General features: G+C 41.8%; 14 protein-coding genes. All 14 read right to left on the reverse strand.

Annotation, left to right across the window (positions count from 1 at the left end; all coding sequences use genetic code 11):
- Nucleotides 1-219: 219 nt before the first annotated feature.
- Nucleotides 220-699, reverse strand: coding sequence for a 23S rRNA (pseudouridine(1915)-N(3))-methyltransferase RlmH (rlmH, locus tag DCC39_RS17330; RefSeq protein ID WP_116556151.1), 480 nt, complete (start codon nucleotides 697-699; stop codon nucleotides 220-222).
- Nucleotides 700-767: 68 nt separating this feature from the next.
- The gene (locus DCC39_RS17335) at nucleotides 768-941 is read right to left on the reverse strand and encodes a CxxH/CxxC protein (protein ID WP_116556152.1); all 174 of its coding nucleotides are present in this window, start codon (nucleotides 939-941) and stop codon (nucleotides 768-770) included.
- Between the two features lie 90 nt (nucleotides 942-1,031).
- Nucleotides 1,032-2,231: a S1C family serine protease gene (locus tag DCC39_RS17340; RefSeq protein ID WP_116556153.1), complete on the reverse strand. Its 1,200-nt coding sequence runs from the start codon at nucleotides 2,229-2,231 to the stop codon at nucleotides 1,032-1,034.
- A gap of 437 nt (nucleotides 2,232-2,668) precedes the next feature.
- The gene (locus tag DCC39_RS17345; RefSeq protein WP_116556154.1) at nucleotides 2,669-3,463 is read right to left on the reverse strand and encodes an MBL fold metallo-hydrolase; all 795 of its coding nucleotides are present in this window, start codon (nucleotides 3,461-3,463) and stop codon (nucleotides 2,669-2,671) included.
- Entirely contained in the window at nucleotides 3,460-4,284 is an 825-nt protein-coding gene (locus DCC39_RS17350) for a two-component system regulatory protein YycI (RefSeq protein WP_116556155.1), read from the reverse strand. The genes DCC39_RS17345 and DCC39_RS17350 overlap by 4 nt, the downstream gene beginning before the upstream one ends.
- 15 nt (nucleotides 4,285-4,299) lie before the next feature.
- Nucleotides 4,300-5,607: a YycH family regulatory protein gene (locus DCC39_RS17355; RefSeq protein WP_116556156.1), complete on the reverse strand. Its 1,308-nt coding sequence runs from the start codon at nucleotides 5,605-5,607 to the stop codon at nucleotides 4,300-4,302.
- Nucleotides 5,604-7,430, reverse strand: a complete 1,827-nt coding sequence (gene walK, locus DCC39_RS17360) for a cell wall metabolism sensor histidine kinase WalK (RefSeq protein ID WP_116556157.1) — start codon at nucleotides 7,428-7,430, stop codon at nucleotides 5,604-5,606. Before walK ends, DCC39_RS17355 begins: the two co-directional genes overlap by 4 nt.
- Nucleotides 7,431-7,438: 8 nt before the next feature.
- Nucleotides 7,439-8,143 (reverse strand): response regulator YycF, encoded by a 705-nt coding sequence (yycF, locus tag DCC39_RS17365; protein ID WP_116556158.1) that lies wholly within the window; start codon nucleotides 8,141-8,143, stop codon nucleotides 7,439-7,441.
- A gap of 184 nt (nucleotides 8,144-8,327) precedes the next feature.
- Complete coding sequence (locus DCC39_RS17370; RefSeq protein ID WP_116556159.1) at nucleotides 8,328-9,338, reverse strand: NADP-dependent oxidoreductase; 1,011 nt, start codon at nucleotides 9,336-9,338, stop codon at nucleotides 8,328-8,330.
- 127 nt (nucleotides 9,339-9,465) lie between these two features.
- A complete protein-coding gene (locus DCC39_RS17375; RefSeq protein WP_116556160.1) occupies nucleotides 9,466-10,752 on the reverse strand; it encodes an adenylosuccinate synthase in 1,287 nt (428 codons plus the stop codon).
- Between the two features lie 172 nt (nucleotides 10,753-10,924).
- Nucleotides 10,925-12,700: a replicative DNA helicase gene (gene dnaB, locus DCC39_RS17380; RefSeq protein ID WP_116556161.1), complete on the reverse strand. Its 1,776-nt coding sequence runs from the start codon at nucleotides 12,698-12,700 to the stop codon at nucleotides 10,925-10,927.
- A gap of 20 nt (nucleotides 12,701-12,720) precedes the next feature.
- On the reverse strand, nucleotides 12,721-13,164 hold the full coding sequence (gene rplI / locus DCC39_RS17385; protein ID WP_116556162.1) for a 50S ribosomal protein L9: 444 nt from the start codon (nucleotides 13,162-13,164) through the stop codon (nucleotides 12,721-12,723).
- Nucleotides 13,161-15,146: a DHH family phosphoesterase gene (locus DCC39_RS17390; protein ID WP_116556163.1), complete on the reverse strand. Its 1,986-nt coding sequence runs from the start codon at nucleotides 15,144-15,146 to the stop codon at nucleotides 13,161-13,163. Before DCC39_RS17390 ends, rplI begins: the two co-directional genes overlap by 4 nt.
- Nucleotides 15,147-15,161: 15 nt before the next feature.
- Entirely contained in the window at nucleotides 15,162-16,088 is a 927-nt protein-coding gene (locus DCC39_RS17395) for a YybS family protein (RefSeq protein ID WP_165820924.1), read from the reverse strand.
- Nucleotides 16,089-16,317 lie beyond the last annotated feature (229 nt).

The following is a 16,317-nucleotide window of genomic DNA, read 5'->3' on the forward strand; positions in this document are numbered from 1 at the left end:
CAAGCAAACTTTTGATTTGCTTGGAACCTTTTTATTTACTACTTTTGGCTAGTTATGTCCCAGCCTCCTTACTTTTATAGCCCTTATTTACAAATAAATCTAATACTTTATTGCTCACATTCCAAATAGAGACTTGGATCATACTGATCCAAGCCTACATAAAGTGAACGAAAAACCCCTCTTTTCCTGAAAGGGTTATATTTTAAACCTAACTATTACCTATTTGTGATACGGTTCCCCCCTCATAATCCGAAACGCCCGATACACCTGCTCCAACAAAACCACCCTCATCAACTGATGAGGGAACGTCATCTTAGAAAAGGAAAGCAATTCATTCGCACGCTTCAAAACGTTGTCGCTTAATCCTAACGATCCCCCAATTATGAAAACAAGCTTGCTGTTGCCGTACGTTGCAAGCTTTTCAAGATTTGCAGCGAATTGCTCGGACGATGGATTCTTTCCTTCGATGGCAAGTGCGATGACGTAAGCATCAGCGGGAACTTTTGCAAGGATGCGTTCGCCTTCTGCGCGTTTTACACTTTCCTCTTCGGTCTTGCTTAAATGTTCAGGCGCTTTTTCGTCTGGAATTTCCATGATAGTAAGCTTAGCGTAGCTTGAGATGCGTTTTGAATATTCGGCGACGGCTTGTTGCAAGTATTTTTCTTTTAGTTTTCCGACGGCGATGATCGTGATGTTCACAAGTTATCCCACCTTTTTATACAAGTTGCTAACAATAGTTATCCACATATGCACATTTCTTGTCCACATTATGTATGGGAGCGTTCGTTCGTTACTAGATATACCGCGGGGTTTTTGCAATATTCACAGGTTGTGGATAGGCTGTGGGTATTTTCTATTTTTTCCAGAATTGGAAATGTTTCTTCCTCATATACGATGGTATCAAGTGCTACATCCACATGTTCTTCACAGCAATAAATCAAAAAAATATCTCCTTTCAAAGTGAAAAAGAACAGGCTTTATGACCTGTCCTTTCCAATTTGCTATCTGGCATCAGGCATCTGACCCCCAGATCAGTATGTTTGTTGCTCCGTCAGTTTGACGTCCATTTCACTTTTCTTACCATCGCGATAAAATGTGATTTTTACACTATCTCCGATTTTTTTCTTGTTGTATAAAAACTTTCTCAGTTCGAGGACGTTTTTAATGTCGTTTCCATCAATTTGGGTAATGACATCAAGTTCTTTTATGCCTGCGCGTTTTGCCGGAGAGTTTGGCATAACACCCATAACAACGACACCTTCTTCAATATCTGAAGGAAGCTTCAGTGTTTCTTTGACATGGTAATTCGGAATTTCAGTTAAGTCCTGAAGCTGGGCACCAAGGTATGGCCGTTTCACTTCACCATACTTTTCAAGGTCGTCAATGATTGGCTTTGCGATATCAATTGGGATGGCGAAACCAATTCCTTCAACGGCTTCCTGTGCAATCTTGCTTGAGTTGATGCCGATGACTTGGCCTGCAATATTGATCAATGCGCCTCCGCTGTTTCCCGGGTTGATGGATGCATCAGTTTGAATGACTTCTGCGTTCCAGTCTGGCTGTTTGTCGCCATCAAGGTCAACGGGGATGGTGCGTTCAACGTTACTAATAATTCCTGCTGTTACCGTACCTTGAAGGAAGCCTAGCGGGTTTCCGATGGCGATGGCTGGTTCGCCTAGTTTTAAATTGGCTGAGCTTCCAAATTCGGCAATTTCCGTCACTTTGGAGCTGTCAATTTCTAGAACGGCTAAATCCATAAGTGGATCGGTACCAACTAGCTTAGCAGAGATGCGTTCTTCATTGCTTAGGGTCACTTCAATGTCACTAGCCCCTTCCACGACGTGGTTATTCGTTACAATAAAGGCACTGCCGCCTGCTTTTTTGTAAATAACACCTGAACCAGCGCCTACTTCTCTTCGTTGGCTATCCCAGAAGTTTGTTTGTTGGAGGTTGATGACGCCGACAACAGCATTACTTACGTGTGAGACAGCTTTCGTAATGTCAGACTGAACGTCGACGCTTACATTTGATTTTGTTCCATTGGCGTTGTCTTCGTTATCTTGCACCACGTCTTGCTCTCCATCGTTTGAGAAAAGTCCCATATCTACAAGCTGAGGTGCAGCGATAAGCATGATAAAGGCCCCAATGATTGCGCCAATGAGTCCTGGCAAGAAAGAGCCTCTTCTCTTTTGGCTTCTCTCTTGTCTGTTTTCATCGTTATAATAGCCCACAGCGGTCACCTTACCTTTCACTTCTCTATCAGTATGCCAATTTGGGAAATTTTTTATTATAGAGGATGTTCAAAAACTCCGGGAACGATAGGCTGCGAATCTCTTCGTCAGCTTGCTCTTACGCTCCTCACGTATCCTACAAACATACGTTGCGGTGCTCAGAGCTACGCTTCCTCGACCTTCTTGCCTCTCGTTGTCCTCCTTTTGAACACGCACTTATACTTTCATTATAGAAAAGGATTCACATTCCATTAACAATATGGAAGATTTTTCATACTTTTTCACAATCACTCTATTTTTTTCCCCCATTGCTTGAAAGGTAAACGCGTTTCTTTATCATGCCGCAGCCGTCCGTAAGACTCCCACTTCAAGGCTTCGGGGAATCGAAGAGGTCTAAGTGGGGGATAACGGACGCTAATCCCCTGATAAGTCTCGCTTTATACGGCTGCAAGCTTTGTCGGAATACTTGGATCAGTATCATAAAGCTCCAACCCCGCACCAATCGTGAAACCTCTTTCTTCGAGTATTTGCTGTACAGATAATCGTGCAAGGTCTTTCATATTGTTATCTCTGCTTAAATGCGCCAAATAGATTCGGGTTGTTTTTGAGCCAATCACGTCAGCTAGGGCATGTGCCGCATCTTCGTTCGAAACATGGCCATGATCGCTCAATATTCTTCGTTTGACGTTCCACGGATATCTGCCCATCATAAGCATGTTTACATCATGGTTTGATTCAAAGATAAACATATCGGAGTCTTTGATGACGCCTTTTATTCGATCGCTGACATAGCCCATATCTGTCGCAAGTGTTAGCTTTTTTCCGTTATGGTGAAAAGTAAAAAACATCGGTTCTGCAGCGTCATGGGAGACGCCGAATGATTCAACATCTAAATCTCCGAACGTTTTAACGGCTTCCACAGGAAATTCAAATTTTTGTTCGAGCGCGATCTCTCCAATGACATCCTCCATTGCCGTCCACGTTTTTTTATTCGCATAAATTGGCAGTTTGTAACGCCTGGCAAACACGCCCAGTCCTTTAATGTGATCACTATGTTCGTGTGTCACAAGAATGCCGTCCAAGTCTTCTGGACAGCAGTCAATTTTTTTAAATAGATGTTCGAGTTTTCTCCCGCTTAACCCAGCATCAATTAAAAGCTTTTGTTTTTCTGTTGCGACGTATATGGCATTCCCAGAGCTCCCGCTCGCCAATACGCTGAATTGTAAACTCATGTAGTGTCCTCCCCAGCATCTTTAGGCAGTGGATCTCGATTTGGATCATCAATCAGCCCGTTTACGGCATTTACATAATAATGCCTCTCTTTATTTACTTCAATGAGCCATGTTGGCGCCAACACTTGGACATCGCCTTCTACGAGACTGTAGTAGCCAAGTTCAATAAAGCTAATTTTATCGTCATTTTTTAATTTGTTGTTGATTAATAGCTGATCAATCGCTTTAATCGCCGTTAAAATCTCCTGCTCTTCGCCTTGTTCATTCGTATCCAGATATGTTTGCACGAAGCTTATCATTTTCCCATCTTTATCAAGTTGAACAGTGATTTGTCCGTTAGCATTGCCCTCTTTCTGATAAATCCACCTGTCATCATATGTCTGGACAAAAACAAGTTCTTTGCCTTCAGAAGTTAAATAGTCTGAATAAATATAATCCTCACTGAAAAGGGTGTAAGGCGGCAATATGTTTGCCAAATCGCCCCCTTCAACGTTCAAAGACTGAGGTTCGTCATATGTAACACGAAGCTTTTTGTCTCCATCGGTTCTTTCAATCGTTACCCCGTCTTTTTTCAGTTTTGAAATTTCTTCATTTGTAAATGTGTGAGTCTGTCCAATAATGTGAACAAGCTTTTTCGGAACCTCAGGCAGTTCACGATACCGTATGTTCATGCTTTGCAGCTTGTCTTCAATTTTAAGAAAAGACTCAGAGATATAATCAAATTGATTTTCGGTTTGTTTTTGGTACAGTTGAAAGCCGAGAAAGAGGTCAAGCACGAGAAATGTTATGATAAAAATCGTTTTCGTTCTGCTCCAATCCACGCACTTCCTCCCCCTTTACTGACTGTCTTCTTTTAAAAGCACTTCCCATTTGCCTTGATAGTGAACGTACCAGTTTGGCGTGAAAACAACATAGCCATCATATTCATTGATTGTATAGCCTAGCGTTACATTTTCAATGTCATTGACATTATACAACTCCGATTCTTTAAAAAAGGTTTCCAGCTCACTGGCTGACAAGAGATTCATCGGATCTGGTTCTTCATAAACAACAGAATCTGAAATGGTTTCCATCGAGCGCTTATATTCAAAAACTTCATCGTCTTGCCATACGACTTCAAGCTCGGCAACGCGCGCATCAAAAGCTGGGTATCCGTTGAATAGAAGCTGAAAATCAATCTCGGTTTTTTGATCAGGGTACTTATTGATGTTTGCCAGCATGTGCGGATCCATGAATCCTCCGTGTTGGTTCACAAAGCGATAGGCCTGTAAAAGAGGCGAATCTTGTGTCATGAACCGCTCTCCCCTTCTTGAAGGATTAATATACGTCAAATAATTGGAATTGACATACAGCTTCAGCTCACGATTTCCATCCGTATAAGAACGAACTCCCTCTTCAAAGTTGCTTGCCCGAACGACATTTGAATCTTGAAACAGCGCTTTTGTAAGATCAGGTTCTGATATTGGCGACGGGTATGCTTGAAACTTATTTGTCTCAATTGCTTTTACTGGAAAATAGAATTTCGGCCGATTGGGATTTACGTCCATTGGCTCTACTTCTAAAAATGTATTTTTTTGTTGATTATAAAGGTCTTCGTAAGCTCCAAACGTTTGGTTTGTTACTTGTGCCTCTAAATAGTTTTTCCCATCAAAAGAAATGAACCAAGCATACGTTTGAATGCGATTGTTTTCCAATTGTTCAAAAATGACGACTCGTTCCACATCGGTGAGACTCTTGTCCGGATCTTCGAAATCTAGCAATTGGTTGAAAATTTCCATCGGAAAGCCATCTGGAAATACAAATTCTATACTTTTCTCTCTTTCAATGATGTTGTTTAATCGTTTGAGATTAAGAGAATGGACGTCAAGTCCGCGGTATTCCCCATCGAGAAAAAGTTCATAAACTGAATGATAATCATTTTCATTGTAGGCGCCCATATGTTTTCCATCGTTGTGATAAAGAACATGGATTGGCAAAACGACTTCGCTTAACGGCCTTTCGGAGCCCAGCGTTACTTTTTCTATCGTTTCCAAGTTGCCAAGCTGCTCATAATTCGGCTGAAATGTCCACATTTTATACGTTAGTAAGAGGCTTAGCAACACAAGAACATTTAATGTGATGGTCTTAAACTTTTCAAATGTCATCTATAGTCAGCCTCCGATGCATTTCTAAAAGGAAGGGTGAAATAAATCGTCGTTCCTTTTCCCCATTCGCTTTCAGCCCAAATGTCGCCGCCATGGGCATGGATCATGTCTTTTGCAATCGCAAGCCCAAGCCCTGTTCCCCCGAGCTGGCGTGTACGGGCGCGGTCTACCCGGTAAAAGCGCTCGAAAATTCTCGAGATGTTCGCTTTTGGAATGCCGACACCTTCATCAGATATGCTGACGCGAAGCTTCTTGCTTTGTATCCAGCAGCGACATGTAATCGTACCGCCTTCCGGTGAATATTTCATCGCATTTGAAATAATATTATCAATGACTTGTGTTATTTTATCTTTGTCAATGTTTACGTAAGCCGAAGCATTTTGCAGGTGCCTTACGAAACGGATGCCTTCCGGTTTTGACATTTCGAAACGATCGATAACGCTGTGAAAATAATCAATGAAGTCAAATTCTTCTAGGTTGAAGTTGTATTCTTTCTTATCCATTTTAGAAAGTTGCAGCAAGTCATTGACAAGCCGTATCATACGGTCGGTTTCATCGCCGACGACTTTCAGGAACCTAGGCGCAATCTCTTTATCTTCCCATGCGCCTTCCTGCAATGCTTCAATGTAGCTCTTTAATGTTGTCAGCGGCGTTCTAAGTTCATGCGACACGTTGACGACGAATTCCCGCCGCTCCTGTTCAATTTGCTCCTGTTCTGTAATGTCATGCAGGACAGCAATTAAACCGTTAATTGAGCCGTCTTCTTTTTGGATAAAGGAATGGCTTGAGCGAAGAATATACGTTTCTTCCTCATCGCTAAAGTCAAGCAAAAGCGACTCTGGGCTGTTATATAGCTCGTCCCACGTCATTTGATCAGAAAGCCGCAACAATTTTAAGATGGATGTGCCAAGCACGTTTTGTCTGGAAATGTTAAGCAATTGTTCTGCACGGTCGTTCATAAGGATAATCATACCTTCGCTGTCTGTCGCGACAACGCCGTCTGTCATAAACGATAAAATGGAACTCAATTTTTTTCGTTCGCCTTCTGTAATCGCGTTCGCTTCTTGGAGCTTTCTTGTAAGATCATTAAATGCAGAAGCGAGCTGGCCAATTTCGTCGTCACCGTAAACTTTAACTTTTCTAGTGAAATCGCCGCGTGCCATTATGAGCGCATGGCTCCGCATATCCAACATTGGCCTCGTGATTGTTTTAGCTAGGATAATTCCCAAAAAGGCGGTAATGATAAGAGCGATAACCGTTGCTGTAACGAGCGTTGTGTTAATTTCGTTTAACTGTTGATAAACCTCTTCCATTGAAGCTTCGACGTAGATTGCACCTTCTACTGTTTCTTTGTCATCTAAGATGATTGGCATCGCTAAAACGTAAATACGGTCGCCATTAGAAGGATCTCTTAAAATATCATCATCACGCGAACCAAGCAATGCTTGCTTTACACGTGCATCATTCGTACGTTCACCGCCCGAACCGACGTTTCCTTTCGTTACGATGACTTCTCCATCTCTGTCAATCACTTGGATTTCACGAACAGAAATATTGACGGACGGAAAGTTGGATACTAGCGCCTCTATGTTCGCACGTGTTTCAAAAGGATCATTCTCAGACTCTTTATTTAGTTCATCTGCGATATTGTATACGAGAAGCTCAATGCGGTCATTAATTGAATTTTTGAAGCTTGTTTTAAAGCGGTCTTCAATTTGCTGAATGAAGTAAACGCTAATGATTTGAATGGCGACAACGATAAGCAGTACGTACATCAGTGCAAATTTTAAATGGATTGATTTGAAAAAAGGCATTTTGGCCATGCTTCATTCTACTCCTGATCGGGATTGCGCAAATAATAGCCAACTCCACGCCTTGTAATAATCCATGCTGGATGGCTTGGATTGTCCTCAACTTTTTCTCTTAAACGCCTAACGGTGACATCGACGGTGCGAACATCACCAAAATAATCGTAGCCCCATACAGTTTGCAGCAAATGTTCGCGTGTCATCACTTGTCCAATATGTCTCGCCAGATAATATAATAATTCAAATTCACGATGGGTCAATTCAAGCTCTTCCCCATTTTTTGTGACTTGATAGGCGTTCGGATGAATGACAATGGAACCAATTGCCAAGTCTTTTGTTTCTGTCTCGGATTGGTTGTCATCGCGGTTATGCCTGCGAATATTTGCTTTTACCCTTGCAATTAATTCTCTTGTGCTGAACGGTTTCGTCACATAGTCATCTGCACCAAGTTCAAGGCCTAGCACTTTGTCAATTTCTGAGTCCTTTGCTGTCAGCATAATAATCGGCATATAGTGTGTTTTCCGGACTTCACGGCACACTTCCATGCCATCTTTTTTCGGCAGCATCAGATCGAGAAGCAAGAGATCCGGTGGATCTTTCTCTACTTTTTCTAACGCCTCTTCTCCGTCATGGGCAACGGAGACTTGGTAGCCTTCTTTTTCAAGATTGAATTGGAGTATATCAGCAATTGGCTTTTCATCCTCAACAACAAGAATCTTCTTTTCCATTGTTTCTAACCCCTTTTCTGTAGACGCTCAAAGCTGAATATCTATCGTAAAAAGATCGTTTTTATTTGTTATCTATATCTCGTCTATTTTACCATAAAGCGTATCCGTTGTTCAGTTTTTCAAAAAAATACCAAAAACCCGCCTACAGAAGCGGGTTGATGAAGACATATTGAATTCTATTATTTTAGTTGCTAACTTTTACGAGCTGTTTTCCGAGATTGTCGCCGCGAAACAAACCGAGAAATGCATCAGGGGCATTTTCAAGTCCTTCAATAATGTTCTCTTTATATTTGATTTTTCCTTCTTTTAACCACTGGGCCAAAGCGTTCATGCCTTCTTCCTCTCTATCCGCGTAATCACTTACGATAAAGCCTTTAATTAAAATGCTATGCTTTAATACGTACGGAAGGAAGCGCGGCCCCATTTCAATTTCAGTGTCATTGTAATGGGCGATTTGTCCGCATATTGCCACGCGCGCGTGGAAATTCAAAAGCGAGATAACCGCGTCAGTTATTTCACCGCCGACGTTATCAAAATAGACATCAATGCCATCCGGACAAGCCGCTTTCAGCTCTTCACGGATATTTTCCGTCGTTTTATAGTTGATGACGGCATCAAAGCCAAGTTCATCTTTTAAATAATTGATTTTGTCTTCTGAACCGGCGATCCCAACGACACGGCAGCCTTTCAATTTGGCAATCTGTCCAACGACACTGCCTACTGCGCCTGCTGCTCCCGAGACGACGACGGTTTCGCCTTCCTTCGGTTTCCCAATATCCAAAAGCCCGAAATATGCCGTCAATCCCGGCATACCCGTGACATAAAGCGCTGTCGTAATCGGCGCCGCGTCCGGATCGACTTTTCTTAAATATTCTTCTTTGGCTACGGAATAGTCAGCCCAATCAAGGCGTGCGGTGACGATATCCCCTTCAGAAAGGTTCTTTGCGTTTGATTTCACAACTTCTCCAACCACTCCGCCGGTCAATGGTTCGCCAACTTTAAAAGGTTCAGCATAAGACTTGGCATCGCTCATTCTGCCGCGCATGTACGGGTCAACGGATAAATAGAGCGTGCGAACGAGAACTTCCCCTTCCCCCGGCTCCGGAATGTCTGTTTCCACAAATTGAAACGTTGAATCGTCAGGCAATCCTTTCGGCCTTTTTGCAAGCAAAACTTGTCTATTCTTCTTACTCATCACAACACCCCCATGTTTGGTTAAAGCCTCTTTATCATTCTATCGCAACCTACAAAAAATTTCTAATAATTCAATCACTTCGCATAAGAAAAACGCTGCAGAAAAAATCATACAGCGTTTTATTTCCTTAGGCGAATACGCCACGAATCATGTTTGTTTGCGTACGGTCAGGACCAACAGAAAAAACAGATAAAGGAATTTCCGTTAGTTGGGACACTCTCTCAATATAATGGCGCGCATTGGCAGGAAGCTCCCCTAATGTTTTGCAGCCTGTAATGTCTTCCGTCCAGCCTGGAAGTTCTTCGTAAACCGGCTTGCATTCCCCGAGAATTTTTAAGCTTGCCGGAAATTCGTCAATGCGTTTACCATTGTGTTCATAAGCCACACAAATTTTCAACGTCTCAATCCCTGTTAATACATCAATGGAATTAAGCGACAAATCAGTTATGCCGCTCACACGGCGGGCATGGCGGACAACAACGCTGTCAAACCAGCCGACACGGCGCGGGCGCCCTGTCGTTGTTCCGTATTCGTTTCCGACTTCACGAATCTGGTTGCCAATTTCATTTGTAAGTTCTGTAGGGAATGGCCCATCGCCAACGCGTGATGTATATGCTTTTGCGACACCGATCACATGATTAATTTTAGATGGACCGACACCTGATCCAATCGTTACGCCACCAGCAATCGGATTTGATGATGTAACAAATGGGTATGTCCCTTGATCAATATCAAGCATGACACCTTGCGCCCCTTCAAATAAAACGCGGCGCCCTTCATCAAGTGCATCGTTTAAAACGACTGATGTGTCAACAACATACTTTGCAAATTGTTGTCCGTATTCGTAATATTCATCAAGTATATCATCAAGTTTAAAACCTTCTGTTTCATAAAGCCTTTCAAACTGGCGGTTTTTTTCATTAAGATTGATTGAAAGTTTTTCCTTGAAAACCTCTTTATCAAGCAAATCGGCAATTCGAATGCCTATCCTTGCCGCTTTGTCCATATACGCAGGGCCAATTCCTTTGCCTGTTGTGCCAATTTTATTTACGCCTTTTCGCTCCTCTTCAAGCAGGTCAAGCTTGATATGATAAGGCAAAATCACATGGGCACGGTTGCTGATTTTTAAATTGTCTGTGTTTACATTTTCGTTATGCAAATAGCTCAATTCTTCTACAAGCGCTTTCGGATCGATGACCATGCCATTTCCGATGACGCAGATTTTGTCTTCATAAAAAATCCCTGATGGAATTAAGTGCAACTTATACTTTTTGTTATTAAACACAATCGTGTGTCCCGCATTATTTCCACCTTGATAACGAGCAACGACCTCTGCATTTTCTGACAAGTAATCAGTAATTTTTCCCTTTCCTTCGTCTCCCCACTGCGTACCGACAACTACGACAGATGACATAGCACATACCTCCATCAATGCAATTCAAAACCAAAATAAGTGTACCAATTTAAAAAAACAAAGTCAATTGAATAACGAACATTAATAGCAATAGTTAAGATTTTGTTCGTCATTTATTATAAAAACTTGTTAACAAAAACGAGCGGGGAAGCTCGTCTTGTTTAATAAATTATTAAGCTCCGGGAGGTATGTCACTTTCATCATGCCGGCGATCCAAGTTTACGAATTTATTGTATTCTTTTATAAATGCAAGCTCGACGGTTCCTGTCGGGCCGTTCCGCTGCTTCGAAATAATAATTTCAATCATGTTCTGATTTTCCGATTCTTTATCGTAGTAATCGTCACGGTACAAGAATGCCACAATATCCGCATCTTGCTCAATGCTGTTATGAACGATGAAATCATTTGCTAGAAAGTTATGGTTGCCTGGTACCGTTGCATCAAAAACCTCTTCAACTCCTAAGGGAGTTATTGAAACAATCACATTCCAATCAACTTTTTTATCTTTAGCAACAGCAATCTTCTCTCCAATTTGGAGATGTTCCACTGCTTTCCAACCGTCTAAAGTATAAAAAGGGTGATTAGCTGAGGCTTTTATAACTCTTCCACTCGCTGTTTTTAATTCAAATAACTGTTTATAACCACTGCTAAAGACTTTACTTATATATGAAACTTCCAATTTCAATTCTTCATTCATACTTAATACTGGGATATTTGTTTCTCCTACTAGGGAACCTATTTCTAGTTGTTCGCCGGTATCAGCTCTCGTTATAAGCGTTTCGTATGATAAACAGCCGCTTTCACGAATATCTGACATCATCGGGCGTTTGTCTTGGCGTGATTCGACGCCGCGGGATAGCTGTGAAAGGGCAATGACAGGAACTTCAAGTTCACGCGCCAGTGCTTTGAGAGAACGAGAAATTTCAGACACTTCCTGCTGCCTGTTTTCTCCGCCTCGACCGCTGCTTCCCTGGATAAGCTGCAAGTAATCAATCATCACAAGCCCGAGGCCTTTTTCCTGTTTGAGGCGGCGGCATTTTGCCCGAATGTCGCTCACCCGAATGCCGGGAGTGTCATCAATATAAATGCCGGCATTTGATAAGCTTCCCATCGCCATTGTTAGCTTTTCCCAATCGTCCGGGGTCAGTTTACCTGTCCTTAACCGTTGGGAATCGATATTTCCTTCTGCGCAGAGCATCCGCATGACAAGCTGCTCCGCGCCCATTTCGAGGCTGAAAATCGCAACATTTTCATCCGTTTTTGTCGCGACATTTTGGGAAATGTTTAAGGCAAATGCTGTCTTACCGACAGAAGGCCTTGCGGCCACGATGATAAAGTCATTTCTTTGAAAGCCTGCTGTCATGCGATCGAGTTCAATGAAGCCTGTCGGGATCCCTGTAATGTCATCTTTTCGGTTGTGAAGCATTTCGATGTTGTCATACGCCTTTACAAGGATGTCTTTAATGGATAAAAATGCGCCTGTATTTTTCCTGTTTGCTACTTCAAGAATGCTTTTTTCGGCTTCATCTAAAATCTTTTCAACTTCTTCTTCACTTGCATAGCCGTCAGCCGCAATATCGGTTGCAGTCCGGATTAATCTTCTGAGCAGCGATTTCTCTTCAATCATATGGCTGTAATATTCAATGTTCGCAGCGGTTGGCACTGATCCGGCCAAATCGCTTAAATAAGAAACGCCGCCGATTTCTTCAAGAAGTTTCTTGTTCTGAAGTTCTGTTGTTACTGTCACTAGATCCACTGGCTCTCCACGTTCTGAGAGATCAATCATCGCCCTGAAAATCCGTTGGTGCTGCGGTCTGTAGAAATCTTCCGGGATGAGGATTTCTCCCGCTTTGATTAAGGCTTCCGGTTCAAGAAAGACAGCACCTAAAACGGCCTGTTCGGCTTCTATGCTGTGTGGTGGAATTCGATCTGCGAATAAGTCACTCATTTTACGCCTTCACCCTCATTCTACTTTTCGGCAACATGGACTTTAATCACAGCGGTCACTTCTGGATGGACTTTAACCGGTACATTTGTGTATCCGAGGGAACGGATTGGTTCCGCCAAGTCAATTTTGCGTTTATCAATATTAATTTTTTGTTTTTTCAGTTCATCAGCGATTTGCTTGCTTGTAATCGAACCAAATAAGCGGCCGCCTTCTCCTGTCTTGGCTTTTAATTCAACTGTCGTTTTTTCTAGCAATGCTTTTAACTGTTCAGCTTCCTGTTTTTCTTCTTCCGCTTTTCTTTCCTCACTTCGTTGCTTCGCTTTTAACGATTGGATATTGCCTTTTGTCGCTTCAACTGCAAGGTTATTTGGTAGCAAGTAGTTGCGGGCGTAACCGTCTGCCACGTTCTTCACTTCGCCTGCTTTCCCTCTGCCTTTTACATCTTTTATAAATATGACTTTCATTGGTCGTCTCCCCCTTCAATCTCTTGAAAATAATCGTCTATAATTTGTTTTAACTGCCCTTCGGCTTCTTCCATTGTTCCGCCTTCAAGCTGTGCCGCTGCATTTGTCAGATGGCCGCCGCCATTCAAAGCCTCCATAATTACTTGAACATTGACGTCACCAAGCGAACGCGCACTTATGCTAATCTTCCCGTCGGTTCGCTTTGAAATAACGAAAGAAGCGGCGACATTGTTAATCGACAGGAGCGTATCCGCCGTTTGGGCAATCAACACTTGATCGTACGTTTTATCCGGCTCACCTTTCGCAATGACAATGCCATTACGGTATATTTCGGCTTTTTCAATAATTTTTGATCGTTGAATGAACTGCTGCAAATCTTCACTTAAAAATTTCTGGACAAGAATGGTGTCCGCTCCCCTTGATCGTAAATAGGATGCCGCATCAAATGTGCGCGATCCTGTTCTTAGTGTAAAGTTTTTCGTATCGACCGTAATTCCTGCAAGTAGCGCGGTTGATTCAAGCATGTTCAATTTTAAACGCTTTGGCTGGTATTCAAACAGCTCTGTCACGAGTTCAGACGTAGATGAAGCATAGGGCTCCATATAAACAAGAACAGGTTCGGAGATAAAGTCTTCTCCGCGGCGGTGGTGATCAATGACAACGACACGATCAATTCGATTAATAAGTTTCTCTTCGATAACGAGAGAAGGTTTATGTGTATCCACAACAACGAGAAGTGTCCTGGAAGTTAACATTTCCAACGCTTCTTCAGGCTGAATAAAACGGCTCCAAAGCGAATTATCTTCTTTAACTTTTTCCATCAGCTTTTCGATGCCAATGTTTTTTTCATTTTTATCAAAAATAATGTAGCCTTCTTTTTCATTTGCTTGGGCAACTTTCAAAATGCCAATTGCCGCCCCAATTGCATCCATATCAGGCCGTTTGTGTCCCATAATTAGAACTTTATCGCTATCCAACACTAGCTCCCTTAACGCATGTGAAATGACTCTTGCCCGGACACGCGTTCTTTTTTCGATTGGATTCGTTTTCCCGCCGTAAAACTTAACTTTTCCGTTCATTTGCTTAATTGCCACTTGATCCCCGCCTCTTCCAAGCGCAAGATCAAGCCCTGACTGTGCAAGCTGTCCAAGCTCTTGAAAATCCGCTGTTCCGCACCCGACGCCAATACTTAATGTAATCGGAACGTTTAGCTTGGATGTAAATTCACGAACTTCATCAAGCAAAGAAAATTTCGTTTTCTCTAAGCTCGACAATGTCCGTTCGTTAAAAACAGCAAAAAACTTTTCAGACGAGCTTCGTTTTAAGTAAACCCCATGATCGACAGCCCATCGATTTAATAAATCCGTCACTTGGCTATTAATATTGCTTCTGGCCGTATCATCCATCCCTTGTGTCAATTCATCATAGTTATCAAGATAAACGATCGCAAAAACAATTTGTTCCTCTTGGTAGCGTTTCTTTAACTCTCTCTCTTCAGTGACATCAAAAAAGTAAAGAAGCCGCTCATTTCGTTTCATATGAACTTCATAAATGCGTTTATTTAACTCAATTTCTTCACGCTCAGCATCCTTTTTATTAATAAGCGGGATTAATTCTGTTGAAATATGGTTTAACGTATTTCCAACGAGAACACCGTCTTCAAAACATGTTGCCGCATACGTATTCATCCACTCCACACGAAATTCATCGTCATATAAAATGATCCCGATTGGAATTTCCATCAACGCTTCATCACCGACTTTTTTTACCCGGTGGGAGAGTGTTGCAATATATTCCAGCAATTCTTTGCGGAAGAGGATTTCTTTTCGAACAGCATACCACGTAAGGAGAGCAACGAAAACAAAAGCAATCAAACCTAAAGCTAAATTGTAAAAACTAATCACTATTACAAAAACAATTGAAATTGCAATGAAGGCTAACAATTGATAACTGTTATATTTAGTCATTAAAAACTTTGGCATGCTTTCTCCTCCTGCCTACGATTTCATTCGGCTTCTTAAATCGATTCCCAAATCAATAATTCCTAGCAATTTCACGAATTGTAGAGGAATAGTAAGTAAAAAAGAGCCGACGACGATAACAATAGGGATCGCTAATGACCATCCTTTTATTTTACTAAAGGCAAAAATAACCGTAAAGCCCTGCAAGATCATTGCAATTTCGAGTAAAAGCTGCAGATTCATTACAATCACATAGAGTGTAGAGCCCTCTTCCAAACCAATCAATACTAAAAATAAAACGATTAAATAATAAAAAAGCAAACTTTTTGGAAGCGACCATTCATGAAATGGTTTCCATGCTTGTATTTCGAAATTGAACCTTTTTAAAAATAAATTTGCGATTAGCTGCGTAATTAAAGCAAAAATAAACGCAGAAATAAGCAGCATGCTTGGCACGATGTATGTTAGAAGGTCGAGCTGTTTAAAAAAAGCGGCAAGCAGTTTCTCATTTCCTGCAAATTGCTCTGGTGAAAGCTGCTGCATTTGCTTTATCGTATCTTTCATGCCACTAACCAATTCTGTGATCGGATCAATGCCTAAGAATACGACAACAAGAACGTATAGGAGGAGAAAGTTTACAATAAATGTAAGCGTTCCAGCAAGCAAAATGTGAAAAGCAGCACCCTTTCTCCGGTAAACTTCACCAACAATCACACCTACACTCGCAAACATCAATGTGATCAGAACTGCAGGCAGGCTGAAAAGAAGTGACAGCACAAGTGCGATCACAAACATATAAATTGTCGCATTCCTGCCATTTCTTACCGCATTCATAATAAAGGGCAGCGGGAGAACCCATACAAAAAATATTCCTAAGAATGGAATAAAGTAAACAATCGTAAATAAAACCATATATAGCACTAATAAAATGGCTGTTTCCGTTACATGCTTCGTACTTTTCACAAGCCCACCCCAATACATTCGGCTAAGGTAACAATTCTTCCTATATCATCATACCATATTCATTTATCTCTCTCATCCTTAAGGCAAACGCCGGCGCCTCTTTCTTGGAGGTGAGGGATGAGAAGTTGGATTTGTTTACATTTGCGAAAGGGCAAGATTATTACAATCAAAACCACCCGTGTGAACGGGTGGTTTGCTCTACGGCTGAAAGCCTTTGTTACTGGCCAGC

This window comes from Pueribacillus theae (assembly GCF_003097615.1).
In the GTDB taxonomy this organism is placed as follows: domain Bacteria; phylum Bacillota; class Bacilli; order Bacillales; family UBA6769; genus Pueribacillus; species Pueribacillus theae.

What these genes read in the sequence shown, in the direction of transcription:
- DCC39_RS17345 (WP_116556154.1), bottom strand. Translation starts at nt 3,463, where the DNA reads ATGAGTTTACAATTCAGCGTATTGGCGAGCGGGAGCTCTGGGAATGCC.
- DCC39_RS17355 (WP_116556156.1), bottom strand. Translation starts at nt 5,607, where the DNA reads ATGACATTTGAAAAGTTTAAGACCATCACATTAAATGTTCTTGTGTTG.
- walK (WP_116556157.1), bottom strand. Translation starts at nt 7,430, where the DNA reads ATGGCCAAAATGCCTTTTTTCAAATCAATCCATTTAAAATTTGCACTG.
- yycF (WP_116556158.1), bottom strand. Translation starts at nt 8,143, where the DNA reads ATGGAAAAGAAGATTCTTGTTGTTGAGGATGAAAAGCCAATTGCTGAT.
- DCC39_RS17370 (WP_116556159.1), bottom strand. Translation starts at nt 9,338, where the DNA reads ATGAGTAAGAAGAATAGACAAGTTTTGCTTGCAAAAAGGCCGAAAGGA.
- DCC39_RS17375 (WP_116556160.1), bottom strand. Translation starts at nt 10,752, where the DNA reads ATGTCATCTGTCGTAGTTGTCGGTACGCAGTGGGGAGACGAAGGAAAG.
- dnaB (WP_116556161.1), bottom strand. Translation starts at nt 12,700, where the DNA reads ATGAGTGACTTATTCGCAGATCGAATTCCACCACACAGCATAGAAGCC.
- rplI (WP_116556162.1), bottom strand. Translation starts at nt 13,164, where the DNA reads ATGAAAGTCATATTTATAAAAGATGTAAAAGGCAGAGGGAAAGCAGGC.
- DCC39_RS17390 (WP_116556163.1), bottom strand. Translation starts at nt 15,146, where the DNA reads ATGCCAAAGTTTTTAATGACTAAATATAACAGTTATCAATTGTTAGCC.